The sequence below is a fragment of the Lactobacillus sp. WILCCON 0059 genome, assembly GCF_057197985.1.
The window spans coordinates 1-24,591 of sequence record NZ_JBUBHN010000001.1 but is presented as its reverse complement, the minus strand read 5'-3'; the positions used below and the strand labels follow the sequence as shown (position 1 = coordinate 24,591).

At 51.6% G+C, this 24,591-nt stretch carries 23 protein-coding genes and 1 tRNA gene; 3 read left to right on the top strand and 21 right to left on the bottom strand.

What is annotated here, in order from left to right:
* Positions 1-130: 130 nt before the first annotated feature.
* The 5 genes from ACYVUT_RS00120 to ACYVUT_RS00100 are packed head-to-tail and all read right to left on the bottom strand — an operon-like array spanning position 131 to position 4,903.
* A complete protein-coding gene (locus ACYVUT_RS00120; RefSeq protein WP_439775031.1) occupies positions 131-292 on the bottom strand; it encodes a hypothetical protein in 162 nt (53 codons plus the stop codon).
* A 19-nt stretch (positions 293-311) separates the two neighbouring features.
* Positions 312-2,813, bottom strand: coding sequence for a class III lanthionine synthetase LanKC (gene lanKC / locus ACYVUT_RS00115; protein ID WP_484501322.1), 2,502 nt, complete (start codon positions 2,811-2,813; stop codon positions 312-314).
* 6 nt (positions 2,814-2,819) lie between these two features.
* Positions 2,820-4,529, bottom strand: coding sequence for an ABC transporter ATP-binding protein (locus tag ACYVUT_RS00110; protein ID WP_484501321.1), 1,710 nt, complete (start codon positions 4,527-4,529; stop codon positions 2,820-2,822).
* Positions 4,530-4,532: 3 nt separating this feature from the next.
* On the bottom strand, positions 4,533-4,691 hold the full coding sequence (locus tag ACYVUT_RS00105) for a hypothetical protein (protein WP_439775028.1): 159 nt from the start codon (positions 4,689-4,691) through the stop codon (positions 4,533-4,535).
* A 47-nt stretch (positions 4,692-4,738) separates the two neighbouring features.
* Entirely contained in the window at positions 4,739-4,903 is a 165-nt protein-coding gene (locus ACYVUT_RS00100) for a hypothetical protein (protein WP_439775027.1), read from the bottom strand.
* A gap of 183 nt (positions 4,904-5,086) precedes the next feature.
* Here ACYVUT_RS00100 and ACYVUT_RS00095 point away from each other — a divergent pair, with 183 nt between their 5' ends.
* Positions 5,087-6,391, top strand: coding sequence for an autolysis-associated sensor histidine kinase (locus ACYVUT_RS00095; protein ID WP_439775026.1), 1,305 nt, complete (start codon positions 5,087-5,089; stop codon positions 6,389-6,391).
* Between the two features lie 4 nt (positions 6,392-6,395).
* Positions 6,396-7,178 carry an autolysis-associated response regulator transcription factor gene (locus ACYVUT_RS00090; protein WP_439775025.1) on the top strand — a complete coding sequence of 261 codons (783 nt, stop codon included), beginning with the start codon at positions 6,396-6,398 and terminating at the stop codon, positions 7,176-7,178.
* Positions 7,179-7,200: 22 nt separating this feature from the next.
* Here ACYVUT_RS00090 and ACYVUT_RS00085 read toward each other — a convergent pair.
* Together ACYVUT_RS00085 and ACYVUT_RS00080 are read right to left on the bottom strand one after the other, a co-directional pair.
* A tRNA-Thr gene (locus ACYVUT_RS00085) sits at positions 7,201-7,273 on the bottom strand.
* A gap of 90 nt (positions 7,274-7,363) precedes the next feature.
* Positions 7,364-7,588 carry a hypothetical protein gene (locus ACYVUT_RS00080; RefSeq protein ID WP_003616378.1) on the bottom strand — a complete coding sequence of 75 codons (225 nt, stop codon included), beginning with the start codon at positions 7,586-7,588 and terminating at the stop codon, positions 7,364-7,366.
* Between the two features lie 146 nt (positions 7,589-7,734).
* Here ACYVUT_RS00080 and ACYVUT_RS00075 point away from each other — a divergent pair, with 146 nt between their 5' ends.
* Positions 7,735-8,892, top strand: coding sequence for a DUF2974 domain-containing protein (locus ACYVUT_RS00075; protein ID WP_439775024.1), 1,158 nt, complete (start codon positions 7,735-7,737; stop codon positions 8,890-8,892).
* A 41-nt stretch (positions 8,893-8,933) separates the two neighbouring features.
* Here ACYVUT_RS00075 and ACYVUT_RS00070 read toward each other — a convergent pair whose 3' ends face one another.
* The 14 genes from ACYVUT_RS00070 to dnaA all read right to left on the bottom strand — a co-directional run.
* Positions 8,934-9,293, bottom strand: a complete 360-nt coding sequence (locus tag ACYVUT_RS00070; protein ID WP_439775023.1) for a hypothetical protein — start codon at positions 9,291-9,293, stop codon at positions 8,934-8,936.
* A gap of 102 nt (positions 9,294-9,395) precedes the next feature.
* Complete coding sequence (locus ACYVUT_RS00065) at positions 9,396-10,181, bottom strand: PBECR4 domain-containing protein (protein WP_439775022.1); 786 nt, start codon at positions 10,179-10,181, stop codon at positions 9,396-9,398.
* Positions 10,182-10,446: 265 nt separating this feature from the next.
* Entirely contained in the window at positions 10,447-11,817 is a 1,371-nt protein-coding gene (gene dnaB / locus ACYVUT_RS00060) for a replicative DNA helicase (protein ID WP_439775021.1), read from the bottom strand.
* Positions 11,818-11,840: 23 nt separating this feature from the next.
* Positions 11,841-12,296 (bottom strand): 50S ribosomal protein L9, encoded by a 456-nt coding sequence (rplI, locus tag ACYVUT_RS00055; protein WP_439775020.1) that lies wholly within the window; start codon positions 12,294-12,296, stop codon positions 11,841-11,843.
* A gap of 22 nt (positions 12,297-12,318) precedes the next feature.
* Entirely contained in the window at positions 12,319-14,340 is a 2,022-nt protein-coding gene (locus tag ACYVUT_RS00050) for a DHH family phosphoesterase (RefSeq protein WP_484499352.1), read from the bottom strand.
* Positions 14,341-14,480: 140 nt separating this feature from the next.
* Entirely contained in the window at positions 14,481-14,717 is a 237-nt protein-coding gene (gene rpsR, locus ACYVUT_RS00045) for a 30S ribosomal protein S18 (protein ID WP_003612635.1), read from the bottom strand.
* A gap of 26 nt (positions 14,718-14,743) precedes the next feature.
* Positions 14,744-15,334, bottom strand: a complete 591-nt coding sequence (ssb, locus tag ACYVUT_RS00040; protein ID WP_439775018.1) for a single-stranded DNA-binding protein — start codon at positions 15,332-15,334, stop codon at positions 14,744-14,746.
* Positions 15,335-15,374: 40 nt separating this feature from the next.
* A complete protein-coding gene (gene rpsF, locus ACYVUT_RS00035; RefSeq protein WP_412136694.1) occupies positions 15,375-15,668 on the bottom strand; it encodes a 30S ribosomal protein S6 in 294 nt (97 codons plus the stop codon).
* 212 nt (positions 15,669-15,880) lie between these two features.
* Positions 15,881-18,358 (bottom strand): DNA gyrase subunit A, encoded by a 2,478-nt coding sequence (gene gyrA / locus ACYVUT_RS00030; RefSeq protein ID WP_439775017.1) that lies wholly within the window; start codon positions 18,356-18,358, stop codon positions 15,881-15,883.
* A gap of 12 nt (positions 18,359-18,370) precedes the next feature.
* Entirely contained in the window at positions 18,371-20,332 is a 1,962-nt protein-coding gene (gene gyrB, locus ACYVUT_RS00025; protein WP_270448922.1) for a DNA topoisomerase (ATP-hydrolyzing) subunit B, read from the bottom strand.
* A complete protein-coding gene (gene recF / locus ACYVUT_RS00020) occupies positions 20,316-21,461 on the bottom strand; it encodes a DNA replication/repair protein RecF (RefSeq protein WP_439775016.1) in 1,146 nt (381 codons plus the stop codon). The genes gyrB and recF overlap by 17 nt, the downstream gene beginning before the upstream one ends.
* Positions 21,461-21,691 carry a S4 domain-containing protein YaaA gene (gene yaaA / locus ACYVUT_RS00015; RefSeq protein WP_439775015.1) on the bottom strand — a complete coding sequence of 77 codons (231 nt, stop codon included), beginning with the start codon at positions 21,689-21,691 and terminating at the stop codon, positions 21,461-21,463. The genes recF and yaaA overlap by 1 nt, the downstream gene beginning before the upstream one ends.
* A 230-nt stretch (positions 21,692-21,921) precedes the next feature.
* The gene (dnaN, locus tag ACYVUT_RS00010; RefSeq protein WP_439775014.1) at positions 21,922-23,049 is read right to left on the bottom strand and encodes a DNA polymerase III subunit beta; all 1,128 of its coding nucleotides are present in this window, start codon (positions 23,047-23,049) and stop codon (positions 21,922-21,924) included.
* Between the two features lie 177 nt (positions 23,050-23,226).
* On the bottom strand, positions 23,227-24,591 hold a 1,365-nt coding region (gene dnaA / locus ACYVUT_RS00005; protein WP_484499603.1), incomplete at its 5' end, for a chromosomal replication initiator protein DnaA.

The following is a 24,591-nucleotide window of genomic DNA, read 5'->3' as shown; positions in this document are numbered from 1 at the left end:
TAAATTCAACGCGCATTTCCCACATCTCCTTTCTAATGATTTTATTCACCGTTATTTATACCGATATTCTAGTGCTTCAAAATGAGAAAGTCAATACGCTTTTAATAAAAAAATAATCTTGTTTCATTCACTACTTAAACAGCTTGAAAAGAAGCTCACCGATCCCAAAATTGCTGACGTCATGCCCCGTGCAAAGAATGCTGAGACTGCTGGCAGGCGTAATCTCTTTACGGGACAGTCGCTTAGCATTTCTTTCAACCATTTTTTCAAAATTCAAAATTACATTGTCCATGCTTCTGTCTCCTTGCCTGTCAAAGCGGCAACCAGCTGAACTCATCGCCTTGCCGCAGATCTTTCAGCAGGGTCAACAATCCCGCGCTCCCGGTTGAAAAGTCCAAGCTCAGCTTGTAGCCATATTTTCCAGGCGCCAAAATTTCGTCATTGCCCGCGACCAAATACTGGTTCAAAGCAGCTAAAGCGTAATCCAGCAGCGCATAGTCACCATCGCCAGCCAGACTCTTGGCCAGCGGAAGCACGCCGCTATAACCCGATACCAGCGTCTCCATGTAGGTGCAATAGGTCAAACAAGACTTTTTCAGCTTATCAAACAAGAGCTGATATCTCTGCTTAAAAGCCGGATCCTCCCTCATGAATTTATGCATCAGCAGGGCCAGGCCGAAGTTTCCGTTTTCCAAATATGGAAGCAGCCTTGCAAAGCCGCGCGATTGATCGCTAATGGTCAAAGTCTCTGCTTCTTCAGCATGGTCCCGCAAGATCCGCGAAACGATTTCTTCCGCCGCTTCTTTTTGCCCTAATTGCCAAAAAAGCCAGCTCACGCCGCCCCAGCCTGTCAGCAGGCCAACATCCTCATCCGCGAAATTGGCAAAATCCACCTGCTCCCATCTGCCGGCCAGCTCTTCCGCGATTTTTTCGCTTACTGCCGGGTCCTCTTCCAGCAAGGCCAGGGCAATCCCGGTCAAGCCCGTGGCCAGCGAATTGTCAGTCATATTCAGATCAACTTTTTGTCGCAGGATTTGCCTCATCTGCTTGGCCAAGTCCGGAAAATCCCGCTTTTCCAAGACGCTTGCCAAACCAGCCGTTCCGTTGAACAAGCCAATTGCCGCAGACTCTTCCGCAATCTTGATTATCTTCCCTTGATTTCTTGCTACCCAAGCCTGCAGGTCCGTGTTCTGGCCAACTGCCCATAAAATGCCCGCGGCGCCATGAGCTAAGTTCAACAGCCCCATAGGATCGGCATTTTCCTCATATAAATTTGGCACTAATCCTACCTGATCAAAGCGCGAATGCCGCAGGATCCCCCTAGTTAAGCCTTCTTTAAAAAAGTCCACGGTCTGCCGGCTCAGATCTTTCTCTGGAATAGCCAGGGGCTTTTCCAGAAAAATCGGTACGGACGCCTGCATGTTTCCAGCAATTTCCCGTAAAAATTGGACTACATCCTGGCCAAAATAGCCCCCAATCCATTTTTCCTGCTTGGCAATTATATCCGGCGCCAAATCAGCAACTGGAATGACCGGCAGGAAAAGATAGTAGGCAATCCGCGCCAAGGCAAAATCGTCAGCTTCCGCGTAAGTCTTGGCCGCCCGAGAAACAAAGCCAACCGTCGTCAGACCCGGGACATACTTTTCCCTAGCCTTGCCCGCGTTTTCAAGGTCAATCAGGCGGACGTCCCCATCTTCTGTAACCAGGATATTGCTTAAGGACAGGTCGCCAACGGCGAGACCACGGGCGTGAATCTGCTTTAGCAGCTCCTTCAGCTGCTCTAAAATTTTGCTCGCCTTGGCCTTATAGCGGGCCTTTTTTTCAAGATCCCCAACGACAAAAGGAAATTCCGTGGCCAGAAGCTCTTCCAGGCTTTGCCCGGCAATATATTCCTCGGCCAAAAAGTGGTGCCGCCAGGACGTAAAATCATCCAGATAATTCACCACGCCTGGCAGGTCCGCCAACTGCCGCAAGATTTCAGCTTCATTTTCAACTCTGGCAAAGCCATCCTTCAGATTGGCATCCAGGCCTGATTGCCGGCGCCCTTCCTTTAAAACTACTTTTTTCCCCTCATACAAGGCCAAATATACCCCGCCAGCATTGCTGAAGTGCAGGGCTTCTTTGACTTGATACTCCTCTAAAGGGGCGAAAGCTGCCTGCTTTGGAAAAGTATTTTTGCCAAAAATTGGCAGGTCTTTGACAAAATCAGGTTTCTGGTAATAAGGCAGCCGCTGGTCTTCTACTTTGTTTCCAGCCGGGTCATATATTGCCGGCACCCGCTCGCCAGCCGCGTTGACCAGATAAAGCGGCTTAAAGCCGCCATAACGGAAATAAACGTTGCTCTCCTGCCAGTTTTGGTCGCTCAAAATATATGGTCCCAGAGCAAAAGTTTCCGTCAGCTTTTGCAATTCTGCCAGCAGGCAAGCAAATTCCTCCTCGCCGCGCGGGTAAACCGTGATAAACTTCCCGCTTTCGCCGCGGTCAGCGTACTTGGAATTAGATTCAACGTATTGCTCCAGGCTGCTTTGAAACTTGAAAGAAACTTTCTGCTTGATCAGCCACGGCGCTACTGCATCCAGCATCCCCTGGGCCTGCTTAACCGTGGCACTCAAGTGAATCTTCCAGCCCTGAACCGGCAATTCATCTGGTTCATACAGGACGTAATGCCAATTGGCGGTCTTTTTCTCCAGCCAGGCCGCGTCCGGCCGGTCTTTACGCGTAAAAAAGTGCTCTTCCTCCCCTTTTTGCCGGGTGTAAAAGAGGCTGCCTCTGTTCCGGGCCGCCTCCAAATACTTTATCTGCTCCTCCAACATGCCTGCCTACCTCTTTTCCTTAAGCTGCTGTTCATGAACATAACGGCGGTAGTCGGGAACTTTTTCCAGCAGTTCCTCATGACTGCCGCTGGCAACAACTGTTTTATTCTTGATGAAATAGATCCGGTCGCTGTTGGCGATCGTGGCCAGCCGGTGCGCGATCGTGATCTGGCCGCAGTTCTTGGTCCGCTTCAATCGGTCCAAGGCGGTCATGATGATTTTTTCAGTATCCGCGTCTAAATTCGATGTTGCCTCATCCAAAATCAAAAATTTAAAGTCGCGCAGGCAGGCCCGGGCAATCTGCAGCCTCTGCCTTTGCCCGCCGGAGAGCTGCTTTCCGCTCTCTCCCAGCAAACTGTCTAACCCTTTCGGCAATTTTTTCGCGTATTCCTCCAAACGCACCAGGGCCAAAGCATCCCAAAGCTCCTGATCCGTCACTTTTCTGTTTAAACCCAAAGTCAAATTATCGCGGATGCTCCCCGAGACAATCGTGTTTTCCTGCAGCACGACGCTGAAAAAGCCCCGCCATTGCTCCAGGGAAAAATCCGTGCTTGCCTGGCCGTTTAAGCTGATTCGGCCCGCGTCAACCGGATACAAGCGCGTGATAACGTTGACCAAGGTGGTCTTTCCAGCCCCCGTCGCCCCAACCAAGGCGATTTTTTCACCGCTTCTGATTTCCAAATCGACCTTTTCCAAGACTGGCAGCTCCTGGTAGGCAAAACTGACCTGGTCAAGCTTGAGCAGGCTGTTGCCTTGCGCGACTGCCCGCTGCTCCTTGCCAGCCGTTTCTTCAGCAGCTTCGTTAATGATTTCGCTGATCTTGCGCGTGGCGCCCAGCATTTGCTTTCTGTCAGAATAAAAAAGCGCGACATTGTTGATGGGAGCAATGATTTGAAAAAAGTACATCATAAAGGCCCCCAGGGTCCCAGTTGACAGAGAACCGCTTTTTACCCTCAGTGTCCCATAAAGAACGACGGCCATAATCAGGCAAAAAGACAGCAGCGACTGCAAGGGCCCAATCACCGCCGCGATTCGGTCGCTTTTAAGGGACAGGCTGTAGAGCTTGTTGATCTCCCTGGTATTTTTGGCAAAAACGTCCTCTTCCGCCTTGTTCAATTTAACGGTCTTGATCTGCTTGATGCTTTCACTGGTGACCCCGGTCAAAGACGCCAGGCTGCTTTGGGTTTGGTCAGCGATCACTTCGCTGATTTTTCCTAAAGGAACCGTCACCAGTCCGTCAATAGGAAAGACCAGCAGCATGAGCAGGGTCAGCTTCCAGTCCAAAGAGAAGGTGATGAGCATCGTGCCCAAGATGGTCAAGCTGCCCGTAACCACCGCCGGGATCGTTTCGGTCAAAAAGCTTCTCAGCACGTTGACATCGTTGATGATCCGGCTGGTCAAATTGCCGCTGATCTGCTGATCAAAATATTTCTGTGGCAGGCGCAGGACCTGCTTTTGGAGACGCAGGCGCAGCTGGCGGACTTGGCGATCGCCTTCACTGCTGATCAAGTAGTCGCTTATAGTGCTGACCAGGAGATTGCCAATAAGGATCGCCCCGCCCAGCAGCAAGACTTTTTTAGAAAGTCCTGACCAGGCGAACTGCTTAAGGTTGATAAAATGGCGAACCAGCAGGGGCAGATACAAATTCAGCAAACTGGCAATTATGCTCAGCAGGATGCCCCAGAGCAAGCGTGGCGTGATCTTTAGCAGCTTCATGGCTTAACGGATTTTAAACGAAAAGTGGCTGTGGCTGTTTGGGCACATGATGCTGATGTGGCTGTAGGAATTGTGCCAATTCCAATGCTTGCTTCTTGGCTGCTCCAATTCCTTGAAAGCCTGGTTCAGCTCTTTTTCGATCATCAGAATATAATTTCCCATCAGTATTTCCTCCCTTAAGATCTCTAATCTCTGTCCTAATTCAATCATTAAGGCCAAATATTGATATGGATCTGATCACACAGAATACTAATATTGCTGTGACTGCCACCTCTTGTGCTTCGCCGCTTTTTAGCCCGAAGACTTGTAGCAATTCCTTGTAAATTCAATGCTGGATTATTTTCTGTTTGAAAATTTTGAGTATCTGTATTCATAGTTATTTCCTCCCTTAAGATCTATGCCTCTTGTTATATGCCTTTCCAGCCTCCCGCGTAAAAATAATTTTTGAGCGTCGAATTTTTAGCCTTGAGCGTTGCCAGCGTTGAACTTTGCCAGACGCTGCTTTAAGATAAATAACAACCGTTCTGTAACACGTGTATTTTCAAGGAAATAAAAAAATGATCAACAGCTTGTTCAACAATCTAGCTTTTAACCCTTACCTTTTCTCGGTCCTTCTGGCCTTTACCCTTGCCCGCCTAAAAAGGTCTGACCTGCTCCTTTATCCTCTCCTGCTACTCCCGGTGCTCTTTGGCTACCAATATGTCCTGGCGGCAATCATTGCCGTTCAATTAATCTCTCAGCTTTTCGCGCGCGGGCAGGGCAAAATCCTGAGCAGACTCTTCTTCTACTATTTGGTCTTGATCCTTTACCCCATCCTGGGTGAGCTCTTCGGCTGGATCGTCCAACTGCTCTTCTACTTTTTTACTCACCACCTGCTTGATCACGTGGCCATTAATTTAGTTTGCTTCCTTCCGGAAATCTTGATCTGCCTGCTCTTTTACTTTTTGAAAAAGCACTTCGCCCTAAATCTGGAAAAAACTGCTGCTGACGTCAAAGGCAATCCCAAGTTTTTAAACTTGCTGGTTTGGATCATTTGGTCCTTCCTGCTGGTCACCTACGCGATTTGGGTCATGCTTGAGGTATTCAATATCGCCCCCTTGGTGGAACTGGGCTTGATGACTATCGTGCTTTTGCTGATCACGGTCCTCTTTTTCAATCTCTACCAGGCGATTCAAGAGAACCAGGAAATTATGGCCACGCGGGTTCAAAAAGCAGAAATCCAGCAGATCCAGGAATATTCCTCCCGCTTGGAAGAGGCGAATATCTCCCTGCGCAAGGCGCGGCATGATTACAAAAACAGCCTCCTGGCCTTAAACGGCTACCTGCTGACCGACGATGTCGCCGGGGCCAGCAAGTACCTTGAAGAACTGGTCGCAGGCAGCAACCGCCTGCAAGAAGCGGCCAACTCAATGACTTTGGAACTAGCCAATCTGCAGATCAAGGAACTGAAATACTTGATCATCGACAAGCTGCAGCAGGCCCAAGACCAAGGCATCAAGACCAGGGTTGAAATCAACAAGCCAATTGCCTCTTTGCCCGTGAATATCGTGAACATCATCCGCTGCGTTGGCATTTTTTTGGACAACGCGATTGAAGCCTGCCAGTCACAGGCAGACGGGCAGATCAGCGTTCTGCTGACCAAATACTCGGGCAACAATTACTCCTTGATCGTGCAAAATACGATTTCCCAGCCAGTTAATCTTGCCCAAGTTCTGAAGCCAAGGGTAACGAGCAAGCAGGACCATGATGGCCTGGGACTTGATAATGTCAACGAAATAGTCAACAGTGACCCTTATTTGTCCTTGGAAATTGAGCAAAGCCCCAGCGAAATTTCATTTGAACTAGTTATTCAGAAGGGATAGAAAAATGCTAGCCATCATCGTTTTGGAAGACAATACCGCTGAACGTGAAATCATTCAGCAAATGATTGAAAACAGAATCCAGATCAACCCGACGCCTGCTGCTTATGATGCCCGTGTCGTCTTGAGTACCGGTGATCCTCACAGCGTATTGGCTTATATCGCGGAGCATCAAGACCTGAACTACCTGGCCTTTTTGGATATTGACCTGAAGACCAGTCTGGACGGCATTGAAGTCGCCAGCCGGATCAAAAATATCGGTATTTTAAGCCAAATCGTCTTTGTTACTGCCGACGCGACGGCCTTGCGGCTAACCATTGAGCGGCACGTTGAGCCATTGGACTATATCACCAAAGACGCGGCTCCCGCGCAAATCCAGCACAGAATCTATGAAACAGTTGATACCGCGTATAAGCGCTACCGACTGACCATGACTTCGGCAAAGCAGACAAGCTATTTTACCTACAGCAAAATCCGCAATTTCGTTGAAAAAATTCCACTTGCTGACCTCTATTACATCAGTATTCAGCCGAAGAAGTACAAGACCTTGCGGGTTTATGCAAAAAATAAGGTCTTCGATTGCCTGGGCACCCTCAAGGATTATGAAAAAAGGTATCCAAGCTTGGTTCCAGCTGACCGGCAAAGCTTGATAAACCTGGATGCAGTGCAAAATTACGATGAAAAAAAGGGCATCGCCTATTTTGATCAAGGCATTGCCCATTCCGTTGCCGTCCGTCGCCGGCGGTCTGTCATGTTGAAACTGAATGCAACAAAAAATGACCTTGCTTAAAAAAGGTCATTTTCTTTATATATGCTGACTAGAGGATTCGAACCTCCGACCCCTTCATTACTAGTGAAGTGCTCTGCCAACTGAGCTAAGTCAGCGACTCTTGTGCCTTAACACAGTTATTAATTAAACCATAAAAACGTGTCCTTGACAAGAGCTTTTACCAAAAAAATTGAAATTATCTGTTTTTAACCGTGAATCGGGGCAAAGAAGTAGAAGATTACCGCCAAAATCACCAAGTACGCCACTTGCACGCCGGCCGCGAGCTTAAGTGTCTTTTCCATCCCCTGCATGGCCGGATCCTGCCGTTGACTGTACAAGTACACCAGTGGCAGCCAGCCCCAAAATGGCAGGACAAAGCTCAAGACCGTGAGCAAGGTCAGCCAGATTGACTTAACTGTTACAACTTTCATTCGTCTCATCTCCTTTTCATTCTATGCCGTAATCATACACCTTTAAAGTTTTTTTGTAAATAAAGAATTACATCAAATCAATAAAAGCCTTCCCTGCCCCGCTTTTTGCGCAATAATGTACAATGTTAGCTAAGGAGGTTTTTGCGATGGCATCAACATTAGACTATCTGCGCTGGCGAGGCGATCTGCCTTTTCAAGCTTGCCCTTTCAACAGCCTGGATGCTTCCTTAATGGCATCCTTGGCCTACCTTCCCTTTGACGGCAGCACGGTTGGCCACAGCTTAGGCGAGGTCTGCCAGTCCGTCTACCAGCGAGAGGGCCATGACTGGCAGGGCTTGGACAAAACTGAACTCCTGCTCTTGCCCAAATCCCCCCGCCTGGCTGACTTGACCGTCCTGGACTGGGTCAACAAGATGGAGATTGAGCCCGAACCCATCCAGTTCAACGCTGGCGCCTTCCGCCTGGACGACCGGACCATCCTGGTCGCCTACCGGGGCACCGACCAGTCCATGATCGGCTGGAGCGAGGACATGGTCATGAATTATACACCGGAAATTACCGGACAAAAGCTGGCCGCTAAATATCTCAACCAGATCGGCCAGGCCTACCCAAATGACCGGATCTACATCACCGGCCACTCCAAGGGGGGCAACTACGCCCACTACGCTTTGGCCTTTGCTGATCCGCAGATTCAAGCCCGGGTCATCAAGTCCTACAGTTTTGATGGGCCTGGCTACCGGCACCAGATTTACGGGACCAGCGGCTTCCAAGACAATATCAAAAAGATGAAGACCTACATCCCGGAAAGCTCCATCGTCGGCTGCATGCTGGACCATACTGAGCGCGTCTTGGTCGTCAAGTGCACCCAGCCAGCACTCAACCAGCACGACCCAAGAACCTGGAGCGTTGGCCGGGACAGCTATGTTTTGGCGCAAGAAGGCCTTACGGCTACAGCCCGGGTGATCCGCCACTCCCTGATCGCCTTCAACCACCAGATTCCCGCGGAAAAAAGAGGGCAGATGTGGTCCGCTCTTTTTGAAGCTTTTGGCAGCCTGGACATCACCAAGATCAAGCAGATCAGCGGTTTTACCGGCACCTACCGTTTTGGCCGGGCATACTTTGCCATGGATCCGGAAATGCGGACTATCTTCCGGCAGATTTTTAACAACATTATTGAAACGACCCGGCAGAGCCTTACCCTGCCCTTCAACAAAAGCGAGGATCCCTACAAGGACCGGCCTAATTTCAATGACTCAAAGAAAGGGCCAATCTTCTTTGAGGCCTACGACATCAAGCAAGAATAACAAAAAGCGCGAATCAGCAACGATTCGCGCTTTTTTGCTGGCTAAAGCAAATTGAAAGATACTGGATAGACCTTTGGAACAAAGTACATGCCGATCCAACGTACAATATACTTGACTGATCCTTCATCCGCGATTAGCGGCGAGATTCTGGCAAATTCCTTTTGAAAGTCCTGGGTTGTCAGCTTCATCGCATCTTCGGCTGAAAAGACCATATCAACCGTCTTCTTCACTAGCTTATCCTCTACCGTAGGATCATTGACCCCCATTTCCAGTAAAAACAAGCTTAGAGAAACGGGGCTTTCAATACTGTCATTCCGCGACAAAGCCATTTCTTGCATGGCCTCAACCAACATCTTGGTTATAGCCGCGTGATTTTCCTCCGTGATCATGCCGTTATACATTGCATGCTCCTCCTTATATGAAAATTTGCTCTATTTTATCAAACAAAAGTACTTAAAAGCAACGCAAATAGGACTCCTCTGCTTTCATCTATCCGGTCTTCGCTAGATTCCCTTCCGACGTCTAGCTAAACTATTCCGGTTTTCTTCTTGAAATTCCTTTTCGGCTTGTTGGGCGATTGCAACCATCAACTCAGTTGTTTTAGACAAATCTATTTCCACATTATGGTTTGTAGAAATAACATTAGTGCGTACCCCTCTATCGGTCTTTTCAGAGTTATATACCATAACACAATCTTTTTCCCTAACATGACTGTACTTTTCTTTAGCCCGTTCAGAAGCAAGGCTCAGCAGACTTCTAGGTGAGTACAGATTAACTTGAAAATCCTTCAATGCGAGCATGAGATCCCGGTCCTCTGTCCTCAGTGCTCGATTGAAGTTGATCGTCTTTGCTTGTCCAACTTTGCTCAAGTCAGTAATAATCAAGGTATCTGCATCTGTAATTTTCTCTAGCTTATCCAATACTGCCAACTTTTCAAATGTATAACCATAGTTTTCGAGACATAGTGGTCGCCTTGGCGTATAACCCTTTTTGAATCGCTTAAAAACTTGACTAGCTGAAATATTCAAATATTTTAGTCCAAGTAAATGCTCAAAATTCTCTTTTTTAAAGCGAACTGGAAGAATTGAAATGCCTCTATCGTCTTTAAAAGCATAGTTTACCCTCATATTCTTTCCAGAAATAGCATCATAGAATTTTACTGCCTTTTGAATAGATTTAGAATATCTATTCAATAAATCTATTTCTTTCTTGTTAGGAAGATGATAGTTTCGAGGAATATCTAAATCTCTGATGTCACCATAATAGCTATTAAACTTAAAGTTTTCCATCTTAAATCCTCTGTGCTAAAATAAATGTAGGTTAACAAATGAGGCAAATCTGACTTCTAATTAACTGCTATCTAAGCAGGATGGGCCGCCCGATACCCGACGCTATGCCGATGTCAAAATGGCGAATTTAACCACTCAGCAGGTAAAACCTGGTCATGCTAAGGCGGCATGAATTTCCTCCCCCTTCAACACGGAGGGTTTTCTTTTTATTTTTGCAAGTTTAAAAAAGAAGTGCGTTTTTTGCGCACTTCTTTTTCTTTTCCCCCTACCCCTGGGCCTCATGGCCTGGGTCCAGGTTGGAGAAGCGGTTGTAAGGCTTGGAGAACATCAGCTTGGCTGATCCCCGCCGGCCTGACCGGTTCTTTTCAATAATAACTTCAACTTCAACGTTTTCCGGATCGTCCTTCGGTTCCTCACCGTCGTCATCCTCATCCCGGTAATAGTCGTCCCGGTAGAGGAAGCCAACGATGTCGGCGTCCTGTTCGATTGACCCGGATTCCCGCAAGTCTGACAAAATTGGCCGCTTGTCCTGCCGCTGCTCAACTGACCGCGACAACTGCGACAGGGAAATTACCGGCACGTGCAATTCCTTGGCCATCTTCTTGAGCTGGCGGGAGATCGCGGAAACTTCCTGCTGGCGGGACTCAGTCTTTGGCCCTTCAATCAGCTGCAGGTAGTCGATCACGACCAAGCCCAGGTCGCCCCGCTCCTTTTGCAGGGCCAGGCACTCGGCCCGGATTTCGCTGATCTTGATCCCCGGCGTGTCATCGATATAAATCGGAGCATGCCGCAAGACATTCCCCGCCATTTCCAGCTGTTTCCACTCCTTTTGGTCCAGGATCCCCGTTCTGAGGTGCTGGGAGTCGATCAGGCCCGTTGAGGCCAGCATCCGCTGCACCAGCTGCTCACCAGACATTTCCAGGGAGAAGACCGCTACCGGCTTTTTCTCAGTAACGCCCACATTCTTGGCGATGTTCATGGCAAAAGAGGTCTTCCCGACACCCGGCCGGGCCGCCAAAATGATCAATTCGTCATCATGCAGCCCCGTCGTCATCTCGTCCAGGTAGGCAAAACCCGTCCGTAGACCCGTAACCGCGTCCTGGTTCTGAGCATTATTTGAAATCTGCTCCAAGGCCCCGGCAACCAGGTCCTCAATCTGGTGAAAACCCCCGCTCCCCTTTTCATTGGAGACGTTCATGATCTCATTTTCAGCGTTGCTGAGGATCTCATCCACGCTGTCAGACCCTTGAATGGCACTGGAGATGATCTTCTGGCTGGCGTTGATCAGGTTGCGCAGCTGGGCCTTCTGGTGAACGATGCGGGCATAGTCCTTGGCGTGAAAGGCAGTTGGCGTTGCCAGCAAAAGCTCTGACACGTAGGCCATGTCGCCCAGTTCTTCCAATTGTCCCCGCCGCTTGAGCTCCTCTTGCAGGGTAACCAGGTCGATTGACCTGCTCTCGTCATAGAGGGCCAAAAGGGCGCTGTAGACCAGGCGGTTGGCATGTTCATAAAAATCAGTCGGCTCTAAGACCGAGCTAACTTCGTTGATGACTTCGGGATCAATGAAAATCGCCCCTAAAACGGCTTTTTCAGCAGCAGAATCATGCGGGATCTGCTGCGTGACAAGATTATCCATCAATCACGGCTTCTTTCAGCTTCTTAATTTTCTTGGGTAACGTGGACCCGGACCTTTGATTCAACACCCTTGAAGAGCTTGACTGGCACATTAGTGTAGCCCAGAACCTTGATTGGTTCCCGCAGTTCCAGCTTGTGCTTGTCCAGCTTGATGCCGAACTGCTTGTCCAGGCCTTCGATGATCTTCTTGCTGGAGATTGAACCGAAGAGGCGGGAGTCGCTGCCGGCCTTGGACTTCAGTTCAACCATAGTTTCGTCAGCTTCCAGCTGCTTCTTGATCTCTTGGGCAGCTGCCTTTTGCGCTTCGTATTCAGCCTTTTCGTTGGCTTCCACCCGCTTCAGGGTGTTCAGGTTGCCCTTGTTGGCTTCCTTGGCCAGCCCCCGCTTGATCAGGTAGTTTTGGGCGTAGCCGTCTGGCACGTCCTTGACCTGGCCCCGCTTGCCTCTGCCCTTAACGTCTTGCATAAAAATAACTTTCATCTTTCATAGCTCCTTTTCTTCTTTAACTGTTTTCTTCCAGATATTCGTCAATGGCCGCCAGCAAGCGCTGACAGGCCTCTTCCACCGTCACGTCCTTGATCTGGGTCGCCGCGTTGGACAAGTGGCCACCCCCGCCCAGCTTCTCCATGATCACCTGGACGTTGATATGACCCATCGACCGGGCCGAAATTCCGACCTTGTCGCTGCTTCTTCTTGTGATGGCAAAAGATGCCGACACCCCTTCCAAATCCAGGGCCGTGTCGGCTGCCTGGGCGGTCAGGATCGGGTCGATCACCTTGTCCTCCGGCCCCTGCATGACCGCCATCTTCGGCCGCAGCATCTGCAGGCTGGCCACCAAGTGGCTCTTGACCAGGAAGCTGGAAATGTCTTCCTTCAAAAGCTCGCTGACCACCGAGGAGTCCGCCCCGATCGACCGCAGGTAGCTGGCCGCGTCAAAGGTTCTGGTCCCCGTTCTGAGGGAGAATTCCTTGGAGTCGACCGTGATCCCGGCCAGCATGGCCGTGGCTTCCAGGTTGGTCAAGACCCGGTTGTCCTCAGCTGGCTGCTGGTATTCGACCATTTCCGTCACCAGTTCGCTGGCTGAGGAAGCATATGGCTCCACGTAGGTCAGCATCGGGTTCTCCGGGAATTCTTCCCCCCGCCGGTGGTGGTCGATTACCACGATCCGGTTCTTCAAGCGGTCATAGAGCTTCTGGTCATAAGTGATGGAGTACTTGGAGTGGTCCACCATGACCAAAAGGGAGTTGTCCGTCACGACCGCGTTGGCCTCATCCGGGCTGACAAACAGGTCCAGCTGGGGGTCAGCCGCCTGCATCTTCTTGACCAGGCGGTCAACGTCATAGTTGCAGTGGGCCGTGTCCAGCAAAAAGTGGGCCTTGACCCCGTGCAGACGGGCGATCTTGACGACCCCGATCCCGCTGCCGACAGAGTCCATATCAGGCCGCTGGTGCCCTTGGACGAAGACCTGGTCAACATCCTTGAAGAGCTCGCCCAAGGCCTGGGAAACCATTCTGGCCCGGACCCGGGTGCGCTTTTCCATTGGGTTGGACTTGCCCCCGTAGAAGCGGGCCACCTGGCCCAGTTCCCTAAGAACTACCTGGTCCCCGCCCCGGCCTAAGGCCAGGTCCAAGTTGGCCTGGGCCTGGTTGGCGATCTTTCTCAGTGACTCGCCCCCGTAGGCAATCCCGACCGACAAGGTCAAAGGAGTGTTGTTCCGGCTGGTTTCCAGGCGGATCTTGTCCAAAACTGAGAACTTGTCTTCTTCCATGGCTTCCAGGTCCTGCAAGTGGGCCAGAAGCAAAAAGTGGTCCTCATCGATCCGCTTCAGGTAGGCCTTGAACTTCTTGGCATAGTCGTTCAAGGTCGTCTGCAGGTAGGTGCTGGTTCTGGCCAGTTCCTGGTCGTGCATCCGCTCGCTGAGCTCGTCGTAGTTGTCGACAAAAATCTGGCCGATAGCCAGGCGCTCAGCCCGGTACTTGTCAGCCAAGTCAGCATAGCGGGTAATGTCGAGCAGATAAATGACCCCGATGCTGTCTTGGACGACCATTTCAAATTGGTGGTCCCCCCACTTGACCACCTTGCTTTCAGAAGTCTGGGCCTCAAGGGCTTCTTCAACCAGCTTGCCCAGCTTCCGGTCGACTGCCGTAATCGTCTTGCCGATGGCGTCCTTGTCGCCCAGATAGAGCTGCAGGTAGGGGTTGACCCATTGGATGTGCCGGGATTCGTCGTAAAGGAGGATCCCCAGCGGCATCTTGATCATGGCCTCCTGCTCCCCCCGCTTGATCCGGTAGGAGAGGTTGGCCGCGTAATTGTTGGTATTTTTCGCGAGAATGTAAACGCCGAAAACGACCCAAAAGACATCCACGATCAGGACCAGCAACAGCGCCACCCCGAAGATCCGGTTGATGAAGAAAGCCACAACCGTGCTCAGCACCGTCAAGAAGGCGACGCTTGAGAAGGCAATGATCAATCTGGAATCCCGGACGAATTCTGGCAATTCAAGTTTGCGTAAAAAGTTTTTCATAAAATTCTTCCACATCTTTAAAGCAGACTAAACTATCTCCATTATAACCTATTGCCGGCCGCCACAAAACAGAAAAGAAAAAGAGACCGGGAGGAGTCCAGCTCCTTTCGGTCTCTTTATTTGCTTATTGATCCTGCTGCTTAGTCTTCAGCTACGAATGGCAGAAGGCCCATAATCCGGGCTCTCTTGATAGCGTTGGCAACCTTGCGTTGGTTCTTAGCGCTAGTACCAGTGACACGACGTGGCAAGATTTTACCTCTTTCTGAGATAAAACGTTTCAACAGATCAACATCCTTGTAGTCTACGTAGTCGATGTGGTTGGCTGCGATAAAGTCAACCTTGCGGCGACGACGACCACCTCTTCTTTGTTGAGGCATGTCTTCAGATCCTTTCTTGTGTAATTTTAAAATGGAAGATCGTCATTTGAGACGTTGATTGCACCGTCAGAGCTGTCGAACGGGTTGGCATTCGTATCTCCGCCGGCAAAGCCGTCTTTCTTGTTATCTTCATTGAATCCGGCATTAGCAGCCCCGTTTGATTGGGCTGGGTTGCCGAAGGCGTTATTGCCAGCATAGCCGCTGCCGCCGCCAAATCCGGAGTTGAAGCCGGAGTTTTGGCTTTGACCTTGGCCGTAGCCGCCAAACCCGCCGTTTTGCTGACGGCTTTCACGCTCGCGGCGTGATTCGAGCAGTGAGAAGTTGTCCACGAGGACTTCTGTCACGTAAACTCTTTGGCCGTCCTTGTTATCATAGTTTCTGGTCTGGATCCGGCCCTGGATGCCCACCAAACTGCCCTTGCTGGTGAAGTTGCAGAAATTCTCCGCAGCCTTGCGCCAAATCACGCAGCTGATGAAGTCCGCTTCTCTCTGGCCTGATGCATTGGTAAACTGCCGGTCAACGGCTAAAGTGAACGTAGCAACCGAGATGCCGCTCCCAGTAGTACGTAATTCAGGATCACGTGTTAAACGGCCAACAAGTACAACATTATTGATCATACTTATTTCCTTCCTATTCCTGTATTACGGAAAACTACAATTACTTGTCTAACTTGACAGTCATTGAACGCAGAACTGAGTCGTCGATCTTGCTCAAACGGGCAAATTCGTTGACAGCAGCAGCGTCGTCAGCAGTGAAGGTCATGATGTAGTAACTACCTTCACGATACTTTTCGATTTCGTATGCGAAACGACGCTTGCCCCAGTCCTTAGCTTCAACCATTTCACCACCATTGTCAGCGATCACCTTAGTGTACTTGTCAATAATGGCCTTCTTTGCTTCATCGTCAACGTCTGGCTTGATGATGTAAGTAATTTCGTACTTGGTTGTCATAGACTATTGCACCTCCTTTTGGACTAAATGGTTCTTGCTAAAATCAAGAACAAGGAGTAATTGATCTAATTACTCGCAATGCCTAATTTTAGCACAAAATAAAAAAATTACCAAACATTTTTTACACGTGATCCGGGATTTTCTTCCCACTAACTATTACGCCAAAAATGCTGGTAATTTTTTATTTTATCTTACTTTTTTGTTTTTGCTTCTTAGGCTTCCGTTTCCGGCTCGCTTTCAGCTTCGTCTTCGTCTTCAGCCGGTACGACTGCCATGCTTGCCACGGCATTGCCGTCAGCTACCTTGATCAGGCGAACGCCCATAGTTGACCGGCCAGTCTGGGAGACATCGCTGGTCTTGAAGCGGATCATGATCCCGTCAGTGGTGATCAGCATGATGTCGCTTTGCCCGTCAACCACGGCCACGCCAGCCAGAGGACCGTTCTTTTCGCCGATCTTGGCGGTCTGGATCCCCTTGCCGCCCCGGCCCTTGACCGGGTATTCGCTGGCCGCGGTCCGCTTGCCGTAGCCCTTTTCAGAGATGGTCAGAACTTCATCTTCCGGCTTTAAGATCCCGGAGCCAACCACGTAGTCGCCTTCGCGGAGGTTGATCCCCCGGACGCCGGCCGCGCTTCTGCCCATGGCCCGGACGTCGTCTTCATTGAAGGTCACGGCGTAGCCCTGGTGGGTGGCAATCAAAATGTTCTGCTGACCGTCAGTGGTCAGAACGTTGGACAGTTCGTCGCCGTCCTTCAAGGTCAAGGCAATCAGACCGTTGGTCCGGATGTTTTCAAATTCCTTGATCTTGGTCCGCTTGACCGTCCCAAGCTTGGTGATGAAGAAGGCGTAGTCGTCTTCATGCCCTTGCGGCACGCTGACCACGGTCTGGATGTGCTCTCCCTTCTCCAGCTGCAGGAGGTTGACGATTGGCAGGCCCTTGGCGCTTCTGCCGTATTCCGGGATTTCGTAGGCCTTCTTCATGTAGACCTTGCCCTTGTTGGTGTAGAAGAAGAGGTAGTCGTGGGTGCTTGAGTAGAGCAGGTGCTCGATGAAGTCGCCCTTTTGGACGCCCATCCCCTTGATCCCCTTGCCGCCGCGGTTCTGGGTCTTGAAGTCGTCGATCAGCATCCGCTTGACATAGCCCTGGTGGGTCAAGGTCAAAAGGACGTCTTGTTCTTCGATCAAGTCTTCGTCTTCGATCGTGACCACTTCGCTGGCCGTGATCTGGGTCCGGCGCTTGTCGCCAAAGCGCTTCTGGATATCCAGCAGCTCGTCGTAGATGATCTGGTCGATTCTTTCCGGCTTGGCCAGAATGTCCTTGTAGTCAGCAATCTTGACCAAAAGCTCCTGGTATTCGCCTTCGACCTTGTCTCTTTCCAAACCGGTCAGGCGGACCAGACGCATGTCCAGGATGGCCTGGGCCTGGCGGTCGTCCAGGTCAAAGCGGCTGATCAAGCCCGCCTTGGCGATGTCGCTTGATTCAGAGTTCCGGATCAGGCTGACGATTTCGTCGATATGATCCAGCGCTACCCGCAAACCTTCCAGGATGTGGGCTCTGGCTTCAGCCTTTTCCAAGTCGAACTTGGTCCGGCGGGTGATTACGTCTTCCTGGTGGGCCAGGTAGTACTGCAGCATCTGCTTCAAGGTCAGGAACTTCGGTGCCCCGTCCACGATCGCCACCATGTTCATGGCGAAGTTGGACTGCATCTGGGTTTCCTTGAAGAGGTTGTTCAAAACCACGCTGGCGCTGGCATCCCGGCGCACGTCAATCGTGATCCGCATCCCGCTCTGGTCGGATTCATCTCGGACCCCGGTAATGCCGTCGATAACCTTGTCGCGGGCCAATTCAGCAATCTTCTGAACCAATTCAGCCTTGTTGACCAGGTAAGGAATCTCGCTGACGATGATTCTTTCCCGCCCGCTCTTTTCCGTTTCGATTTCGGTCTTGGCCCGGACGACGATATTGCCCTTGCCAGTTTCATAAGCGTGCAGGACCCCGCCCCGGCCCATCAAGATCCCACCGGTTGGGAAGTCCGGCCCTGGGATGGCCTTCATCAGTTCCTTGGTCGTCACGTCCGGGTTCTTCATCAGCATGTGAATGCCGGAAATGACTTCAGACAGGTTGTGCGGCGGAATGTTGGTGGTCATCCCGACCGCGATACCGCTGGAACCGTTGACCAGAAGGTTAGGAATTCTGGCTGGCAGGACGGTCGGTTCGTTTTCCGTGTCGTCGTAGTTTCTCTGCCAGTCAACCGTGTTCTTGTTGATGTCGCGGAGCATTTCCACGGCAATCTTGCTCATTCTGGCTTCAGTGTAACGCATGGCAGCCGGCCGGTCACCGTCAACGGAACCGAAGTTGCCGTGCCCGTCTACCAGCATGTAGCGGTAGGCAAAGTCCTGGGCCATGTGAGCCATGGCCAGGTAAATGGAGGAGTCGCCGTGCGGGTGGTACTTACCCATGACGTCCCCGACGATTCTGGCACTCTTCTTGTAAGGCTTGTCTGGAGTCACGCCCAGCTCGTTCATCCCGTACAGGATCCGCCGCTGGACCGGCTTCAAGCCGTCGCGGACGTCTGGCAAAGCACGCGCCACGATGACGGACATGGCGTAGTCCAAGAAGGAGCTCCGCATCGTTTGCGTCAGATCGACATTTCTGATCCGCCGGTCTTGTCCTTGATTTTCGTTATCCATTCCTACCTCCCATTAAGCATCCAAGTTTTCAACATATTGGGCATTGTCTTCGATGAACTTCCGCCGCGGGCCAACTTCGTTGCCCATCAGCATTTCAAAGACTTCATCCGCGTCCTTGGCGTATTCCGGGTCTACCCGGTCCAGGCGGCGGTTTTCTGGGTCCATGGTCGTCTCCCACAATTGTTCAGCGTCCATTTCCCCCAGCCCCTTGTAGCGCTGCACGATTGGCTTCGGGCTTGGCTGCAATGACCCAAGGTAGTCGTGGAGTTCTTCGTCAGTGTCCAGGTACTTGATCAGCTTGCCCTGGCGCACTTGGTACAGAGGCGGACGGGCGATGTAAACGTAGCCCTTGTCGATCATCGGCCGCATGTAGCGGTAGAAGAGAGTCAAGAGCAGGGTCCGGATGTGGGCCCCGTCGACATCGGCGTCAGTCATGATGATCAGCTTGTGGTAGCGGGCCTTGGAGACGTCAAAGTCTGCCCCAAAGCCAGTCCCCAGGGCCGTAAACAAGGTCCGGATTTCCTGGTTGGCCAGGATCCGGTCCATTGAGGCCTTTTCCACGTTCAGGATCTTCCCCCGGATTGGCAGAATGGCCTGGGTCAGCCGGCTCCGCCCTTGCTTGGCGCTGCCGCCGGCGGAGTCCCCTTCGACGATGAAGAGTTCGGAGATGTTCGGGTCATTTGAAGTGTTGTCGGCCAATTTGCCTGGCAGGTTGGCGATTTCCAGGCCGGACTTCTTCCGGGTAACTTCCCGGGCGCGCTTGGCGGCAACTCTGGCTCTTTCGGCCAATTGCCCCTTTTCCACGATCTTGCGGGCTACCTGCGGGTTTTCCATCAAGAAAGTGGAGAAGGTTTCAGAGAAGGCCCGGTCAACGGCAGTTCTGGCGTCGGAGTTGCCCAGCTTGGTCTTGGTCTGCCCTTCAAACTGCGGGTTCGGGTGCTTGACGGAAATCACGGCCGTCATCCCTTCCCGGATGTCCTCCCCAGACAGGTTGTCGTCGTTTTCCTTCAAGATCTTGGCCTTGTGGGCGTAGTCGTTGACCACCCGGGTCAAGGCTGTCTTGAAGCCCGCCTCGTGCATCCCGCCTTCATAGGTGTGGATGTTGTTGGCAAAAGTCATCAAAGTCGTCTTGTAGCCGGTCGTGTACTGCAGGGAGACTTCAACGTCGATGCCCTCGTACTTGCCTTCCACGTAGATTGGCTCGTCAAAAAGCACCTCCTGGCCCCGGTTGAGGAAGGAGACGTATTCCTTGATCCCGCCTTCGAAGTGGTAGACGTCGGTTTCCGCCGTATCCTTGCGCTTGTCAGTGAAGGTCAGCTTCAGCCCCTTGTTCAAGAAGGCCAGTTCCCGGATCCGGTTCTTCAAGATCTTGTCGTCAAAAACCGTGGTTTCCGTGAAGATGTTCGGGTCCGGCCAGAAGTGGACGATGGTCCCGTGTTCAGTCAAAGGCACGGTCCCGACTTCCTTCAGCTCTTCAACGACCCGGCCGTGGTCAAAGGCAATGTGGTACTTCTTGCCGTCCCGCATAACCGTCACGTTCAGCTTGGTGGACAGGGCGTTGACAACTGAAGCCCCGACCCCGTGCAGACCACCGGAAACCTTGTATCCGCCACCGCCGAACTTACCACCGGCGTGCAGAACCGTATAAACGGTTTCAACGGCTGGCCGGCCGGTCTTCTTTTCGATGTCGACCGGGATCCCCCGCCCGTCGTCTTGAACAGTCACGCTGTTGTCTTCGTTGACGGTGACTTCGATCTTGGTCGCAAAGCCCGCCAGGGCTTCGTCGATCCCGTTGTCGATGATTTCCCAGACCAGGTGGTGCAAGCCTTGGGAGCTGGTTGAGCCAATGTACATCCCCGGACGCTTGCGTACGGCTTCCAGGCCGCCAAGGACTTGAATCTGGCTGGCATTGTACTTGTCAGCTTCTTTTTCAAACTGCTTGGCCTTCTTCAATTTGTTATCTTCGTCTGCCATTTAATCCTTCCTCTTTTTCTATAATTTGGCCGGAATGGATGTAAAAAATTCGCGGCTGTTTGACTATTTCCTGGGAAATACCATCCAGATCGGTTGTCGTAATAAAAGTCTGGGTTTGACCATGGATGAAATTGAGCAGGGCCGCCTGGCGGTTCTGGTCCAGTTCGCTCATCACGTCGTCCAAAAGCAGGATCGGCTCTTCTCCCGTCAGCTGCTTGATCAGCTGGATTTCCGCCAGTTTCAGGCTGAGGGCAATGGTCCGCTGCTGGCCCTGAGAGGCAAACAGGTGGGCATTCTTGCCGTCCAGCTGAAATTCCAGGTCGTCGCGGTGGGGGCCCAGCTGGGTCGTGGCCCGTCTGAGCTCATCGTCAGCGATCTGGTCAAAGCGGTCCAGCAGCTTCTGCTTGATCTGGGCCGGCTGGTCTTCATCCGTAATTTCCTTGGCTGAGGGCCGGTAAAGGACCCGCAGCTCTTCTCTTTGCCCGCTGATGGCCCGGTAGGCCTCGGCCGCGTAACGGTTGAGGTCGGCCAAATAGCGGTAGCGCCGCCAGATCAGTTCACTGGCCGCGGTGGCCACCTGCTCGGTCAAAACCCCGAGCAGAACCTGGTCACTGGCCTGCCGGCGAGCCAGCTGCTTGAGATAGTTGTTTCTCTGCTGGAGCAGCTGCCGATACTGGCTGGCGAAATAGAGATATTCCGGGTTGATCTGGCCGAATTCCAGGTCCATGAAGCGCCGGCGCAAAGAAGGGGCCCCCTTCACCAGTTCCAGGTCTTCCGGAGAAAAGAGGATGGCGTTAAGGTGGCCCACATACTTGGAAAGCCGGGCCTGCTCGACCCGGTTGACCCAGGCGCTCTTGCCCTTCTTGCTGATGACGATGCGCAGGTCAAGGTCCAGCTGGCGCTTGTGGACCCGGCCAGCCAGGCTGGCAAAGTCCTGGCCGAAGGCAATCATCTCCCGGTCATTGCTGGTCCGATGGGACCGGCTGAGGGCCAGAAAGTAGATTGCTTCCAGCAGGTTGGTCTTGCCCTGGGCATTTTCACCCAGAAAAACGTTCACGTGCGGGTCAAATTCCAGGTCAAGGGGAGCCAGGTTGCGGAAACCGCTCTGCTTAAACCGGCCCAGGTACATTAAAGCCCCTGAACCAGCTCGTATTCCTTGCCGGCAATGGTCAAGCGGTCACCAGGATAGAGCTTCCTGCCCCGGCGGTCGTCTTCTTCCCCGTTGACTTGGGCTGGATTGTCCTTGAGGTACCACTTGGCCTGCCCGCCCGAGGAAACGATACACTCATCTTTCAAAAATTGACCGAGGGTGATGAATTCACCATTAATCGCAAAAGTTTCGATAGTCTTCACCTTCAACAATGTAAAACTAAAACTAGTATTCCACTTATAAATTATAGTCTTTTTTCCAAGGAAACTCAATCAAGAAGGCCATTTTTAGGGCCTCTGAGCGCTCATTTGCCTATTTAGTATCGTGGTACATAAAGCAAGTATTCTGGGCTAAAAGCCGTAAAAAACGCTTGTATGAAAAAATGGTCGAAAAAAAGCCACTCCGGAGAGTGGCTTTTGTAAATTATTGGCAGTCTGTTTTAGAAAGTTCGGATTGGAGTGATCAGCTGGACGAATTCGATTGACTGGTCATTTGGCACGACCGTGAATGGCCGCAGGCTTTCCGTGAAGTTGATGATGACCGAGTCAGTTACTGAGGCCCGCAGGGCAGCGGCCATGTAGTCCGGGTTGAAGGAAATGGTCAAGTCCCGGCCAGTTAGGCTGCTGAAGCCGACTTCTTCTTCAATCTTCCCTACTTCTGGTGAATTACCGGAAACCAGGACGGTTTGGTCGGCCACGTTCAGCGTCATTTGGACAGCGTTGGTCCGGTTGGCGTGCGTCAAGAGGCTGGCCCGGCTCAAAGTCTGCATCAAGTCAGAAACTCTGAACTGGACGCTGGTCGTTGATTCAGTTGGCAAAAGTCGGTCAACGTCCGGGTAGGCTCCTTCCAAAAGGCGGGTGTAGAAGGACAGGTTTTCAAATTCAAAGCGGATCTGGCTGTCGCCCAGGTAAACCTTGATGTCCTGGTCAGCGTCGCCGATGATCTGAGCCAGTTCCTGCAGGTTCTTGCCCGGGATGATCAGGGACAGGTCTTCGCTTGGGCCGGCTTCAACGTCGACGATTCTTTGGGACAGGCGGTGGGAGTCAGTAGCCACGGCCTTGATCTGCCCGTTCTTGAAGCTGAAGTTGACCCCGGTCAGAGTTGGCCGGCTTTCTTCGGTAGATACGGCGAAAACAGTCTGGGTGATCAATTCCCGCAGGGTCTTGGACGGCAGACTGAAGGAAGTTCCGGCAATTTCCGGCAGGCGCGGGTAGGCGCTGGCATCCAGGCCGTTGATGGTGTAGTCAGCCTTGTCAGAGGTGATCTGGATCTGGTTGCCTTCCTTGACTTCGAAAGTAAATTCCCTGCCCGGCAACTTGCGGACAATTTCGCTGAACAGGTGGGCGGTCACGACAATAGAGCCGGTTGATTCAACCCGCAGGTCATCAGAAACCGGCTGGTTCAATTCAATGGAAATATCGGCATTGCTGCCTGTCATGATCAATTCAGTTTCGGTCAAGTCCAGCTTGATCCCACTCAAAATTGGAATCTGGGCTCTTGAGGAAACTGCCTTTAAAACGGAATTCAAGTCATTGATAAAAAGATTGCGCTGTACAGTAAATTTCATCTGATCCTCCTTGGTTAGTTTGCTGCTCTCTTTATTTAATTATTTATTATATAGATAGTTGTAGTAGTAGGTCCTGTGAATTCTGTTGATAACTAACCGGAAGCCCGGTAATTCGGACTTTTGCCAGTTGAAAAGTTGTGGATAAATCAAGGACTTGTCCACAAGTTTTCAACGGACCTATCTTTCCAGCATCTGCCGCAGGTCGGAAACAGCGGACTTGATTTCAGTGTCCGTTTTGATCTGCCGGGCGATTTTGTCGCAGGCATGCATCACGGTCGTGTGGTCCTTACCCCCGAATTCCTGGCCGATTTTCGGCAGGCTGGCGTCGGTGAGCTCGCGGGACAGGTACATGGCAATCTGGCGTGGGATGACGATCTGCCTTACCCGCTTCTTTCCTTTAAGGTCCGGCACTGAGGTCTGGAAGTAGTTGGCCACGACTTCCTGGATCTTGGAAATCTGCAGTCCCCTGCTCTTCTGGACCAGCTTGAGGTCAGCTAAAGCCGACCGGGCTAAGCCAATGTTGATGTCCTGCTTTTGAATGGTGGCCTGGGCCTGGACTTTGACCAGGGCCCCTTCCAGCTCCCGGATATTAGTATCGACCTGACTGGCCACGTAGTCCAGGGTGCTTTCATCGATCTCCAGGCCTTCGGATTCAGCCTTCTTGCGCAGGATGGCGATCCGGGTTTCCAGGTCTGGCGGGGTGATTTCAACCTGCAGTCCCCAGGCAAAACGCGAGACCAGCCGCTCGGACAGGTCGGGAATTTCCGTTGGCAGCCGGTCACTGGTCATGACGATCTGCTTTTGATCATTATAGAGAGTCTCAAAAGTATGGAAGAATTCTTCCTGAATCCCTTCCTTCTTGGCGAAGAACTGGATGTCGTCGACCAAGAGCAGGTCAGCAGTCCGGTATTTCTCCCGGAACTTGTCCTGGGTCTTGTTCTTGATGGAATTGATGAAGTCGTTGACAAAAGTCTCACTTTGAATGTAGACAACCTTGGCATCTGGTCTTTCCGCCAGCATCTGGTGGCCGATCGCCTGCATCAAGTGGGTTTTACCAAGGCCCACGCCCCCGAAGATGAACAAGGGGTTGTAGAAGGTCCCCGGGTTGTCGGCAACCGCCAAAGCGGCCCCGGCAGCCAGTTTGTTGCCCTCGCCTTGAATGAAGTTTTCGAAGGTGTACTTCTCGTTTAAGCGCAGGTCCTTGGTGAATTCCCGGCCCTGCGGCCGGGCTTTCTCGGGCTTGGCCTGCGGCTGGGGCTCCAGCATTCTTTCGCTGCTGGCTGCCGGGCCGTTCTTAACGACGAAAACCGGGTAGATGTCGATTCCCGCGTAGGCATAAGCCGACTGGATCAGGTTAGCGGAGATGTTTTGCTCCCAATACCCCTTTGCCACGGGGGTTTGGACGGAGATTACCAATTCATGGGTGTCCTTGTTGAAGGAGACGGGCTTGGTGTTTTTGAACCAGGCATTATAGGATACTTCGTTAAATTCGGACCGCATTTCAGCGTTGAAGCTATCCCAGAATTTTTCTAAATCGAACAA

Coding starts and splice junctions, on each gene's coding strand:
- ACYVUT_RS00080 (WP_003616378.1), bottom strand. CDS start 7,588: ATGAAAGTTGTAACAGTTAAGTCAATCTGGCTGACCTTGCTCACGGTC.
- ACYVUT_RS00105 (WP_439775028.1), bottom strand. CDS start 4,691: ATGGGAAATTATATTCTGATGATCGAAAAAGAGCTGAACCAGGCTTTC.
- ssb (WP_439775018.1), bottom strand. CDS start 15,334: ATGATCAATAATGTTGTACTTGTTGGCCGTTTAACACGTGATCCTGAA.
- recF (WP_439775016.1), bottom strand. CDS start 21,461: ATGTACCTGGGCCGGTTTAAGCAGAGCGGTTTCCGCAACCTGGCTCCC.
- rpsF (WP_412136694.1), bottom strand. CDS start 15,668: ATGACAACCAAGTACGAAATTACTTACATCATCAAGCCAGACGTTGAC.
- gyrB (WP_270448922.1), bottom strand. CDS start 20,332: ATGGCAGACGAAGATAACAAATTGAAGAAGGCCAAGCAGTTTGAAAAA.
- gyrA (WP_439775017.1), bottom strand. CDS start 18,358: ATGGATAACGAAAATCAAGGACAAGACCGGCGGATCAGAAATGTCGAT.
- ACYVUT_RS00110 (WP_484501321.1), bottom strand. CDS start 4,529: ATGAAGCTGCTAAAGATCACGCCACGCTTGCTCTGGGGCATCCTGCTG.
- lanKC (WP_484501322.1), bottom strand. CDS start 2,813: ATGTTGGAGGAGCAGATAAAGTATTTGGAGGCGGCCCGGAACAGAGGC.
- ACYVUT_RS00070 (WP_439775023.1), bottom strand. CDS start 9,293: ATGTATAACGGCATGATCACGGAGGAAAATCACGCGGCTATAACCAAG.
- rpsR (WP_003612635.1), bottom strand. CDS start 14,717: ATGCCTCAACAAAGAAGAGGTGGTCGTCGTCGCCGCAAGGTTGACTTT.
- ACYVUT_RS00100 (WP_439775027.1), bottom strand. CDS start 4,903: ATGAATACAGATACTCAAAATTTTCAAACAGAAAATAATCCAGCATTG.
- dnaN (WP_439775014.1), bottom strand. CDS start 23,049: ATGAAATTTACTGTACAGCGCAATCTTTTTATCAATGACTTGAATTCC.
- ACYVUT_RS00090 (WP_439775025.1), top strand. CDS start 6,396: ATGCTAGCCATCATCGTTTTGGAAGACAATACCGCTGAACGTGAAATC.
- ACYVUT_RS00095 (WP_439775026.1), top strand. CDS start 5,087: ATGATCAACAGCTTGTTCAACAATCTAGCTTTTAACCCTTACCTTTTC.
- ACYVUT_RS00075 (WP_439775024.1), top strand. CDS start 7,735: ATGGCATCAACATTAGACTATCTGCGCTGGCGAGGCGATCTGCCTTTT.
- ACYVUT_RS00050 (WP_484499352.1), bottom strand. CDS start 14,340: ATGAAAAACTTTTTACGCAAACTTGAATTGCCAGAATTCGTCCGGGAT.
- dnaB (WP_439775021.1), bottom strand. CDS start 11,817: ATGGATAATCTTGTCACGCAGCAGATCCCGCATGATTCTGCTGCTGAA.
- rplI (WP_439775020.1), bottom strand. CDS start 12,296: ATGAAAGTTATTTTTATGCAAGACGTTAAGGGCAGAGGCAAGCGGGGC.
- ACYVUT_RS00065 (WP_439775022.1), bottom strand. CDS start 10,181: ATGGAAAACTTTAAGTTTAATAGCTATTATGGTGACATCAGAGATTTA.
- ACYVUT_RS00120 (WP_439775031.1), bottom strand. CDS start 292: ATGGACAATGTAATTTTGAATTTTGAAAAAATGGTTGAAAGAAATGCT.